The sequence below is a fragment of the Sphingomonas sp. genome (assembly GCF_035758555.1).
Classification (GTDB): domain Bacteria; phylum Pseudomonadota; class Alphaproteobacteria; order Sphingomonadales; family Sphingomonadaceae; genus Sphingomonas_B.
In genome coordinates this window covers 1-9,969 of sequence record NZ_DASTXI010000095.1, presented here as the reverse complement: position 1 = coordinate 9,969, position 9,969 = coordinate 1, and the positions used below count along the sequence as shown (strand labels likewise).

The window sequence follows — 9,969 nt, the reverse complement described above, 5'->3', positions numbered from 1 at the left end:
ATCTGGGTTCCGGTCTCGGTTCCGGCCCGCAGCTTCAGATCGATCGTCTTGCCGTCGGCAAGCGTGATCCGCTGCGTCTTCAGGCTCGCCGCATCCTCGAACGGCACGCGCAGCCGATAGGCGGTGTCGGCGCCACGGGGCGGCGGCGCCGACGCCGCCTATCGGCTGCGCGTGTCTTTCGAAGATGCAGCGGCACTCAAGCCGCAGCGAATCACGCTGGCAGACGGCAAGACGATCGACCTTAAGCTGCGCGCGGGGACCGAAACCGGCACCCAGATGCGGCTGGCCGGCAAGGGGCAGCCCGGGCCGGGCGGCACCGGCGACGCGATCGTGACGGTCGAGGTCGAGCCGCACCGCTTCTACAAGCGCGACGGCGACAATGTGCTGCTCGACCTGCCGGTGACGCTGAAGGAAGCGGTCGAGGGCGGCAAGATCAAGGTGCCCACGGTCGACGGCCCGGTGATGCTGAACGTGCCGGCCGGCTCCAGCTCGGGCCGGGTATTGCGCCTGAAGGGCAAGGGTTTTCACCGCAAGGCCGGCGATCGCGGCGACCAATTGGTCACGCTGATGATCGATATTCCCGCCGACGATGCCGCGCTCCGCTCCTTCGTCGAAGGCTGGAACGCAGGCGAGCGCAACCCGCGCGCGGGGCTGGGCGTCTAAACCGGCGTGATCGACGCCGAATCCGAATTCCAGGTCGAGGGTCCGGCCCCGCAAACGCCCGAGGCGCGACGCCGGCGCCTGCTCAAAGCCCACGCCAAGGTCGACGAAACGCTGAAATATCTGCGGCCGGGTTCGCGGTTCCGCAAGATCCTGGGCCGCGCGATCTCGGGCGTGTGGAACGACGGCTTCGTGCATGCCGGCAACATTGCCTATCTGACCCTGCTGACCATCTTCCCGTTCTTCATCGTGGTCGCCGCGCTCGCCCATGCCTTCGGGCAGGGCCAGGCCACGGCGCAGGCGGTCGGCGAGTTCCTGGGCCAGGTGCCGCGCAGCGTCGCTGAGGTGCTGCGCAAGCCGATCAGCGACGTGCTGCTGGCACGTTCGGGCACGCTGCTCTGGCTGGGCGCGCTGGGCGGGCTGTGGAGTGCCGGCGGCTTCATCGCCACGATCAAGGACATCATCTACCGAGCCTATGGCGTGCGCAGCGAGGCGCCGTTCTGGCGCGCGCGGCTGCGCTACACGGCAACGGTAATCGGATCGGTGATCCTGGTGCTGTTCTCGTTCGTGCTGCAGGCCTTGCTGACCGCGCTGGAAGAGGCGATCACCCGCTTCGTGCCGTTCGCGGACGAGACGTTGCTGCTCATCATCACCGCATCGAAGCTGATTCCCGGCCTTTTCATTTTCGGCGCGCTCTACCTCCTGTTCCTGGTGATGACGCCGCGCCGCTATCGCGGCACCGATTGCCGAAAATGGCCCGGCCCGCTGTTCATCGCCGTCTGGTGGCTGACCGTGACATCGCTGCTGCCGGTCGTGCTGGCGCTGTTCAGCAATTACGACCTGACCTATGGCAGCCTCGCCGGGGTTACGATCACCCTGATCTACTTCTTTACGATCGGCCTCGGCCTCGTCTTCGGCGCGCATCTGAACGCGGCACTAGCGGTGGTTCCCGACAGCGCGCTAAAGGAGCGCGATTCCAGCCCGGAGGAAGGCATCACGTGAACCAATTGATGAAGGGCAAGCGCGGCCTTATCATGGGCCTCGCCAATGAGCGGTCCCTGGCCTGGGGCGTCTCGCAGAAGCTGAGGGAAGCGGGCGCGGAGCTCGCCTTCAGCTATCAGGGCGAGGCGCTGGAGAAGCGCGTGCGCCCGCTGGCGGCCGAGCTCGGCTCCGATTTCCTGCTCGACTGCGACGTCTCCGACATGGCCGCGCTCGACCGCACCTTCGACGAGCTGGCCGCGCGCTGGCCGACCATCGACTTCGTCGTTCATGCGATCGGCTACACCAACAAGGAAACGCTGCGCGGCCGCTATGCCGAGATCGGGCTCGACGATTTCCTGCTGACGATGAACATCAGCGTCTACAGCTTCACAGCGGTCGCGCAGCGTGCGGCGAAGATGATGCCGGACGGCGGCGCGTTGCTGACGCTTTCCTATTACGGCGCCGAAAAGGTCGTGCCGCACTATAACGTCATGGGCATCGCCAAGGCGGCGCTGGAGACCAGCGTCAAATATCTCGCCAACGATTTCGGGCCGGACAACATCCGGGTAAACGCGATCTCGGCCGGGCCGATCAAGACGCTCGCCGCCAGCGGCATCGGCGATTTCCGCTACATCCTCAAATGGAACGAGCTGAACGCGCCGCTGCGCCGCAACGTGACGATCGAGGATGTCGGCGGGTCCGCGCTCTACCTGCTCAGCGATCTCGCGTCCGGCGTGACCGGCGAAACGCATCACGTCGACGCTGGCTATCACGTCGTCGGCATGAAGCAGAAGGACGCCCCGGACATCGCGCTGGCCTGATGCCCAAGCTCTTCGAGTATAACGGCTGGAAATTCTATTTCTATTCGCGAGAAGGCATGCCGCTTGAACCGCCGCATGTGCATGTCCGCAAGGATCGAAGCGAAGCGAAGATTTGGCTGACTCCGGTCGTCAGGGTCGCAAGCGACAGGCGCGTAGACCCGCGCACGCTCAAAATGCTATTGGCGATCGTCATAGAGCGTCGAGACGAATTCGAGGAACGGTGGCATGAGTTTTTTTCCTGAACCAATCCACGTCTCGTTCGACGAGGACACGATGAGCGTGGCGCTCGATGACGGGCGCACGATCATCGTGCCGCTTGCGTGGTACCCTCGTCTTTTGGGAGCACGCCCGGATCAGCTCGAAGCTTACGAGCTCAGCCCCTCAGGCGTTCACTGGGACCAGCTGGACGAGGACATTTCGGTCCAAGGAATGATGGCTGCGCGCGTTACGTTTGCGCCGCCCGCCCAAGCTGCCGAGTGAGCGTCAACAGCTTCGGCCGCGTCTTCCGGTTCACGACCTGGGGGGAAAGCCACGGGCCGGCGATCGGCGCGGTGGTCGACGGGTGCCCGCCTGGGCTCGTGCTGTCCGACGCCGATATCCAGCCCTGGCTCGACAAGCGCCGGCCGGGCCAGTCGCGCTTCACGACCCAGCGGCAGGAGCCGGACCAGGTCCGCATCCTCTCCGGCGTCTTCGAGGGGCGGACGACGGGCACGCCGATCAGCCTGGTCATCGACAATGTCGACCAGCGATCGAAGGATTATTCGGAGGTGGCGCAGGCCTACCGGCCCGGTCACGCCGACTATGCTTATGACGCGAAATATGGTTTCCGCGACTATCGCGGCGGCGGCCGATCCTCAGCGCGCGAGACGGCAATGCGCGTGGCCGCGGGGGCGGTGGCGCGGCTGGTGATCCCGGAGGTGTCGGTCCGCGCCTGGGTCGCCGAAGTCGGCGGCGACGCGATCCAGGACTTCGACGCGGCCGAGATCGACCGCAACCCGTTCTTCTGCCCCGATGCCGCCGCAGCGGCGCGCTGGGAGGCCCTGATCGACGGCGCGCGCAAGGCAGGCTCATCGCTGGGCGCGATCGTCGAGGGCGAAGCGACCGGGGTGCCGGCCGGCTGGGGCGCGCCGCTCTACGCCAAGCTCGACGCGGAGCTCGCCGCCGCCGCGATGTCGATCAACGCGGTCAAGGGCGTGGAGATCGGCGACGGCTTCGCGGCCGCGCGACTCCGCGGCGAGGAAAATGCCGACCGGATGCGACCGGGCGACGGTGCACCGGTGTTCGGCAGCAACCATGCGGGCGGGATCGCGGGCGGCATCTCGACCGGCCAGCCGGTGCGGCTGCGCGTCGCGTTCAAGCCGACCAGCTCGATCCTCACCCCGGTGGAGACGATCACCCGCTCAGGCGAGGCGGCCGAGATCGCGACCAAGGGTCGCCACGATCCCTGCGTCGGCATCCGCGGCGCTCCGGTCGTCGAGGCGATGATGGCGCTGGTGCTGGCGGACCAGAAACTCCTCCACCGCGCCCAGTGCGGGTGAAGGAGAGATTCGCGGGCAGCAGCGTTTCCCTCGCTTGAAGGAGCAATCAGATGCGCACGCCCATTCTTGGCAGCGGGGCCGTCCTGATCGCGGTGCTGGCGACCGGCGCTGCGTGCCAGACGTCCGCGCCCTCTTCCAGCCCGACGCCTTCGCCCACGGCGACACCGCTGGTCGCGCCGAGCCCCTCGCCGAGCGCGACGCCGATGCCCTCGGCACGGCCGCCCGCGCCCGACCCGGCGACGATCATGGACCCGGAGCACGCCAACCAGCGGCCGCCGGAGAACCCGGACAACAGCGCCGCCGATACGCGTGACGACCAGCCGCCCAAGGCTACGCCCTCACCTCGTTAGCGGGCGGTCGCGCCACCATTTGCGGACATAGTCCCAGCCTTCCTGCGCGGTCTCGACGAACCTGAACAGGTCGAGGTCCTTGCGCGCAATCACGCCTTCTTCGGCCAGCGCTTCGAAATTGACGACGCGCTCCCAAAATTCGCGGCCGTACATCAGCACCGGGATCGGCGAGACCTTTCCGGTCTGAATCAGCGTCAGCAGCTCGAACGTCTCGTCGAACGTGCCGAAACCGCCGGGAAACACGGCCACTGCCCGCGCGCGGAGCAGGAAGTGCATCTTCCTCAGCGCGAAATAGTGGAACTGCATGCTGAGCGACGGCGTCACATAAGCGTTCGGCGTCTGCTCGTGCGGCAGCATGATGTTGAGGCCGATCGATTCCGCGCCGACGTCCTCGGCGCCGCGGTTCGCCGCTTCCATGATCGACGGTCCGCCGCCCGAGCAGACGACGAAATGCCGCTGCCCCTCCAGGTCGCGCGGGCATTGGCTGGCGAGCCGGGCCAGCTCGCGCGCGACGTCGTAATATTTGGACTTCGCGATCAGCCGCTCCGCCACCAGCCGCCCGAAATCGTCCGTTGCGGCTTCGCGCAGTGCCTCGGCCTTGGCGGGTTCCGGGATGCGCGCAGAGCCGTAGAAGACGAAGGTCGAGCCGATCTGCGCCTCGTCCAGCAGCAGCTCGGGCTTCAGCAGCTCCAGCTGGAAACGGACCGGGCGCAGATCCTCGCGCAGCAGGAAATCGGTGTCCTGGAACGCCAGCCGGTAGGCCGGGTGCATGGTCTGCGGCGTCTGCGTCAGGTTCTTGGCGGCTTCGGCCTCGTCCTGGGCATTGGGGAAGACGCGGGCGGGAACGCGGGTGTCTGTCATAAGCGGTCGCGCTTAGGACGGCGCGCGTTAAGGAGCAATCACCGGCAGAACGGCCCGCGGCCCATGTCCAGATGAAAATGATCGGCGTGGAGGGCGTTATAGTCGGGGCTGAGCACGGTCTTGAACCGCCGGCAGGCCGAGGTGTGGATCGCGGCGAGGAAGCTCTGCACCGCCGGATCGTCCGAATCCCAGTCCTGCCTGATCGTGATCCGCCGCCCGTCGGCCAGCACGAAGCCGCTGACGTCGACGGCATTGGCGGTCGCGTGCTCGGAACGGTTGCCGCTCTGCCGGCCGTTGATGTTGCGGCACGAATAGCTGCCGAACGTCTCCACCCGCGCCAGTTCCGAACCGAGGTAGAGCCGTGCCGCCGGCATTACGCCGCTCCTGACCCAGCCGGCGAAGGTCGCGGCCAGCGAACAGGTCATCGGTCCCAAATTGCTGACGGGCACGCCGGTCCCGGTCAGCTTCACGCTGGAGAAGATGTAGCAGCCTTCGCCAAAGTCGCGGTCCGGCACCGACTGGAAGTTCGCGAGCTGGCCAAGATTGGCGAGGCAGACGCGCGTCTGCGGCGAATCGTTCGTGAGCCGGTTGGGCGGCTGCGGCGCCGGCGCGCGGCGTTCGCTGACGCCGCCGGTACAGGCCGCCAGCCCCATGCATGCCGCAATGATTGCCCGCGCTCGCCCCATCGGGGGAGCATGACGGAATCGGGTACGTGCGAGAATCGCCGCCGCGGCGAACCGTGGCGCGTCCGAGTCGAACGGCGCGAATCGAGGCGCTTAGGCGATCGCGCGACCGGCAGCGCGACGGCGACGGACCGCCGCGCCCAGCAGGCCGAAGCCGCCGATCATCATCGCCCAGGTCGCCGGTTCCGGAACGGGGGTGGTCACCAGGACCGGGGTGCCAGCGCCGACCGCGCCCGTGGGGCCGCCGTTCGGAGCGATCACGTCGACCGCGAACCACCAGCCGCCGCTGTTCGGACCGAAGCGATTCCCGGTGCCGAAGCTGGCCAGGTTCCCGTTGGTGTCGGTGGTATAGCCCTGGCCCGCGAAGCTGATGCCGCTGGCGTTGGAAACGGTGAAGGTGAAAGGCGTCGTCTTGGAGTTGTTGGCCCCCGGCCCGCAGCACGAAAAGGCGTTAGCGAAGCTGCCGAACGGCGGATTGCCGAACGAACCTTCACCCAGATAGGTGAGCGGATTGGTGCCGCCGGTCGGCGTCACGATGCTGACGCTGCTGTTCGGCGAATCAACCAGGTTAAACGTAAACGCGTGGTGCGCGCCGGTATCGACGATCTTGTAGCCGGGGGCGAGCAACAGCGTGACTTCGACGGTGTTCGCGTCGAGCTCGTCCAACGTGACGGTGCCCCACGGGCCATTGGATTGAGCGTCGCTCGAATTGAGGGTGCTGACCCATGTCGCCGCCGAAGCTGCCTGCGGCAACGCCATGGCGCAAACGCTCGCCATCGCCGCTGCGCGAAGAAGTCTTTTCATGAGTCACACCCCCTAAGCACCTGATGTTACGCGATTCAGGCGCAACCATGCCTGTTTTCGTCACCTTGTTCATACACCAGAACGGCCTGTTTGTGGATTCACATAGGATGAATCCGAGGAATCAATTGCGTCCCGATCCGGGACAGGCATGCCGCGATTGACATCTCCCGGCGCGCCACTATTCCCGTCGGCGGGCCACGCCGTCCCAACGCGGCGCGCGCTCTCTGCGAGGAGAGTTACATGACTGGACTTGTTGCCGACCTGACGCTCGAAGTGCGTCAGGACCGCCCCGCCGAAAAGCCGGCGCGCCCCTATTTCTCATCCGGACCCTGTGCCAAGCCGCCTGGCTGGGCGCTCGAGCGGCTGCCGCACGGCTCACTCGGCCGCTCGCACCGCTCGAAGCTCGGCAAAAGCCGGCTGAGCCACGCGATCGACCTCACCCGCGAAGTGCTGCAGGTGCCCGACACGCACCGCATCGGCATCGTGCCCGCGTCCGACACCGGCGCCGTCGAAATGGCGATGTGGTCGATGCTGGGCGCGCGACCGGTCACTCTGCTCGCCTGGGAAAGCTTCGGTGAAGGTTGGGTCACCGATGCCGTCAAGCAGCTGAAGATCGAGCCGACGGTGATGAAGGCGCCCTATGGCGCGCTGCCCGACCTCTCCGCGGTCGATTTCACGAACGACGTGATCTTCACCTGGAACGGCACCACCTCAGGCGTGCGCGTGCCGGACGGCGACTGGATTCCGGACGATCGCGAGGGCCTCACTTTTGCCGACGCGACCAGCGCGGCGTTTGCGATGCCGCTGCCGTTCGACAAGCTCGACGTGACCACCTTCAGCTTCCAGAAAGTGCTGGGCGGCGAGGCGGCGCATGGCGTGCTGATCCTGGGCCCGCGCGCGGTCGAGCGGCTGGAGAGCTACACGCCCGCCTGGCCCTTGCCGAAGATCTTCAGGATGACGAAGGCCGGCAAGCTGATCGAAGGCATCTTCCAGGGGGAGACGATCAACACCCCGTCGATGCTCGTGATCGAGGATTATATCTTCGCGCTCGAATGGGCGAAGGAGGTCGGCGGGCTGGAGGGACTGATCGAGAGATCGATCGCCAATGCCGGAGCGCTCGACCGCGTCGTCGAGGCGCTGCCCTGGCTCGACCATCTCGTGGTCGATCCGGCGATCCGATCCACCACCAGCGTCTGCCTGAAATTCGCGGACGATGCGGTGTCGGGGCTGGACGAGGAAGGCCGGCTGGCGCTGGTCAAGAAGCTTGCCACCAAGCTGGAGAGCGAGGACGCCGCCTATGACATCGCCGGCCACCGCGACGCACCCGCAGGGCTGCGCATCTGGTGCGGCGCGACAGTCGACGCGGCGGACATCGAGGCGCTCGGCCCCTGGCTCGACTGGGGATGGTTGCAGGTGAAAACCGGCTGACCCAGCCCCTCTCCCGCTTGCGGGAGAGGGCGGCGAGCGAAGCGAGACGGGTGAGGGCAGTCCTCACCTCCTTACCCTCACCCTCCCACGGCTCCGCCGTGGACCCCTCCCTCTCCCGAAGCGGGAGAGGGGCAAAGGAAAAGCAAATGCCCAAAGTCCTCATTTCCGACAAAATGGACCCTCGCGCCGCACAGATCTTCCGCGATCGCGGCATCGAGGTCGACGAGAAACCCGGTCTTTCCAAGGAAGAGCTGGTCGCGATCGTCGGCGACTATGACGGCCTCGCCATCCGCTCCGCGACCAAGGTCGGCCGCGACGTGCTGAATGCGGCCGCCAACCTGAAGGTCGTCGGCCGCGCCGGCATCGGCGTCGACAATGTCGATATCCCCGCCGCCTCGGCGAAGGGGGTCGTCGTGATGAACACCCCGTTCGGCAACTCGATCACGACTGCCGAGCACGCGATCGCGCTGATGTTCGCGCTTGCCCGCGACATTCCCGAAGCCGACCGCTCCACCCAGGCCGGCAAGTGGGAGAAGAACCGCTTCATGGGGGTCGAGCTGACCGGCAAGACGCTGGGCCTGATAGGGGCCGGCAATATCGGCTCGATCGTCGCCGACCGCGCGCTCGGCTTGAAGATGAAGGTCGCCGCCTATGACCCGTTCCTGTCGGCCGAGCGGGCGCGCGAGCTGGGCGTCGAGAAAGTCACGCTCGACGAGCTGCTGGCGCGCGCCGACTTCATCACCCTGCACACCCCGTTGACCGACCAGACCCGCAACATCCTTTCCGCCGAGAATCTCGCCAGGACGCGGAAGGGCGTGCGGATCATCAACTGCGCGCGCGGCGGGCTGGTCGACGAAGCGGCGCTGAAGGATGCACTGGAGTCCGGCCATGTCGCGGGCGCGGCGCTCGATGTGTTCGTCGAGGAGCCGGCGACCGCGTCGCCGCTGTTCGGCACGCCAGGGTTCGTGTCGACGCCGCACCTTGGCGCCTCGACCAGCGAAGCGCAGGTCAATGTCGCGATCCAGGTGGCCGAGCAGATGTCCGACTTTCTGCTGACCGGCGCCGTCACCAACGCGCTCAACATGCCGTCGGTGTCGGCCGAGGACGCGCCGCGGCTGCGCCCCTACATGCTGCTTGCGGAAAAGCTCGGCTCGCTGGTCGGCCAGCTCGCCCATGGCGGGCTGACGCAGATCAACATCGAAGTCGAGGGCGCTGCTGCGGAGCTCAACCAGAAGCCGATCACCGGCGCCGTGCTGGCCGGGCTGATGCGGGTCTTCTCCGACACGGTGAACATGGTCAACGCGCCGTTCCTCGCCAAGGAGCGCGGGCTCGACGTGCGCGAGGTCCGGCATGACCGCGAAGGCGATTACCACACGCTTGTCCGGGTCTCGGTCGCCACGTCGGAAGGCGAACGCTCGGTCGCCGGCACCCTGTTCGGCGACCAGAACCCGCGGCTGGTCGAGCTGTTCGGCATCAAGGTCGAAGCCGACCTGACCGGCCCGATGCTGTACGTCGTCAACGAGGACGCGCCCGGCTTCATCGGCCGTATCGGCACCGCGCTTGGCGATGCCGGGGTCAATATCGGCACCTTCCACCTCGGCCGCCGCGACGCCGGCGGCGAAGCGGTGCTGCTGCTGTCCGTCGACACGCCGGTGGCGGAACCACTGCTGAAGCAGCTGTGCAAGCTACCTGGCGTGAAGAAGGTGAAGGCGCTGCGGTTCGGGTGACTGGACAACCCTCTCCCCATTGGGGAGAGGGGCAGGCTCATGACCACTGCCCTCCTTCCCCAAGGTCTGCGCGACCGGCTCCCCCCGCAAGCGGATGCGGCCGCCGCCATCCTGCG

At 66.9% G+C, this 9,969-nt stretch carries 11 protein-coding genes and 1 pseudogene; 9 read left to right on the top strand and 3 right to left on the bottom strand.

All coding sequences use genetic code 11. The features are described 5' to 3' along the window. Window positions 1-129: 129 nt before the first annotated feature. The 7 genes and pseudogenes from VFT73_RS05815 to VFT73_RS05785 all read left to right on the top strand — a co-directional run. Window positions 130-663: pseudogene (locus VFT73_RS05815) on the top strand (J domain-containing protein); the annotation flags it as partial. A 6-nt stretch (window positions 664-669) separates the two neighbouring features. Beyond that, on the top strand, window positions 670-1,662 hold the full coding sequence (locus tag VFT73_RS05810; protein WP_326409221.1) for a YihY/virulence factor BrkB family protein: 993 nt from the start codon (window positions 670-672) through the stop codon (window positions 1,660-1,662). Further along, entirely contained in the window at window positions 1,659-2,462 is an 804-nt protein-coding gene (gene fabI / locus VFT73_RS05805; RefSeq protein ID WP_326409220.1) for an enoyl-ACP reductase FabI, read from the top strand. Before VFT73_RS05810 ends, fabI begins: the two co-directional genes overlap by 4 nt. Next, on the top strand, window positions 2,462-2,704 hold the full coding sequence (locus VFT73_RS05800; protein ID WP_326409219.1) for a DUF4160 domain-containing protein: 243 nt from the start codon (window positions 2,462-2,464) through the stop codon (window positions 2,702-2,704). Before fabI ends, VFT73_RS05800 begins: the two co-directional genes overlap by 1 nt. After that, a complete protein-coding gene (locus tag VFT73_RS05795; RefSeq protein ID WP_326409218.1) occupies window positions 2,688-2,942 on the top strand; it encodes a DUF2442 domain-containing protein in 255 nt (84 codons plus the stop codon). Before VFT73_RS05800 ends, VFT73_RS05795 begins: the two co-directional genes overlap by 17 nt. Then, entirely contained in the window at window positions 2,939-4,000 is a 1,062-nt protein-coding gene (aroC, locus tag VFT73_RS05790) for a chorismate synthase (RefSeq protein WP_326409217.1), read from the top strand. The genes VFT73_RS05795 and aroC overlap by 4 nt, the downstream gene beginning before the upstream one ends. A gap of 50 nt (window positions 4,001-4,050) precedes the next feature. Continuing rightward, window positions 4,051-4,350 (top strand): hypothetical protein, encoded by a 300-nt coding sequence (locus tag VFT73_RS05785; protein WP_326409216.1) that lies wholly within the window; start codon window positions 4,051-4,053, stop codon window positions 4,348-4,350. On the opposite strand, the gene VFT73_RS05780 is transcribed toward VFT73_RS05785, so the two are convergent. From VFT73_RS05780 to VFT73_RS05770, 3 genes are all read right to left on the bottom strand, one after another. Next, window positions 4,339-5,211, bottom strand: a complete 873-nt coding sequence (locus VFT73_RS05780) for an LOG family protein (protein WP_326409215.1) — start codon at window positions 5,209-5,211, stop codon at window positions 4,339-4,341. The genes VFT73_RS05785 and VFT73_RS05780 overlap by 12 nt on opposite strands. 38 nt (window positions 5,212-5,249) lie before the next feature. Continuing rightward, window positions 5,250-5,864, bottom strand: a complete 615-nt coding sequence (locus tag VFT73_RS05775; RefSeq protein ID WP_326409214.1) for an extensin family protein — start codon at window positions 5,862-5,864, stop codon at window positions 5,250-5,252. Between the two features lie 123 nt (window positions 5,865-5,987). Further along, the gene (locus tag VFT73_RS05770) at window positions 5,988-6,698 is read right to left on the bottom strand and encodes a PEPxxWA-CTERM sorting domain-containing protein (RefSeq protein WP_326409213.1); all 711 of its coding nucleotides are present in this window, start codon (window positions 6,696-6,698) and stop codon (window positions 5,988-5,990) included. Between the two features lie 240 nt (window positions 6,699-6,938). Between VFT73_RS05770 and VFT73_RS05765 the strand changes: the two genes are divergently transcribed. Further along, the gene (locus tag VFT73_RS05765; protein WP_326409212.1) at window positions 6,939-8,126 is read left to right on the top strand and encodes a phosphoserine transaminase; all 1,188 of its coding nucleotides are present in this window, start codon (window positions 6,939-6,941) and stop codon (window positions 8,124-8,126) included. 146 nt (window positions 8,127-8,272) lie between these two features. Further along, a complete protein-coding gene (gene serA, locus VFT73_RS05760; protein WP_326409211.1) occupies window positions 8,273-9,853 on the top strand; it encodes a phosphoglycerate dehydrogenase in 1,581 nt (526 codons plus the stop codon). The last annotated feature ends 116 nt before the right edge of the window (window positions 9,854-9,969 follow it).

Excerpts from the sequence above, each read along its gene's own strand:
- serA (WP_326409211.1), top strand. The coding sequence starts at position 8,273 with ATGCCCAAAGTCCTCATTTCCGACAAAATGGACCCTCGCGCCGCACAG.
- VFT73_RS05770 (WP_326409213.1), bottom strand. The coding sequence starts at position 6,698 with ATGAAAAGACTTCTTCGCGCAGCGGCGATGGCGAGCGTTTGCGCCATG.
- VFT73_RS05765 (WP_326409212.1), top strand. The coding sequence starts at position 6,939 with ATGACTGGACTTGTTGCCGACCTGACGCTCGAAGTGCGTCAGGACCGC.
- VFT73_RS05785 (WP_326409216.1), top strand. The coding sequence starts at position 4,051 with ATGCGCACGCCCATTCTTGGCAGCGGGGCCGTCCTGATCGCGGTGCTG.
- VFT73_RS05775 (WP_326409214.1), bottom strand. The coding sequence starts at position 5,864 with ATGGGGCTGGCGGCCTGTACCGGCGGCGTCAGCGAACGCCGCGCGCCG.
- VFT73_RS05780 (WP_326409215.1), bottom strand. The coding sequence starts at position 5,211 with ATGACAGACACCCGCGTTCCCGCCCGCGTCTTCCCCAATGCCCAGGAC.
- VFT73_RS05800 (WP_326409219.1), top strand. The coding sequence starts at position 2,462 with ATGCCCAAGCTCTTCGAGTATAACGGCTGGAAATTCTATTTCTATTCG.
- VFT73_RS05795 (WP_326409218.1), top strand. The coding sequence starts at position 2,688 with ATGAGTTTTTTTCCTGAACCAATCCACGTCTCGTTCGACGAGGACACG.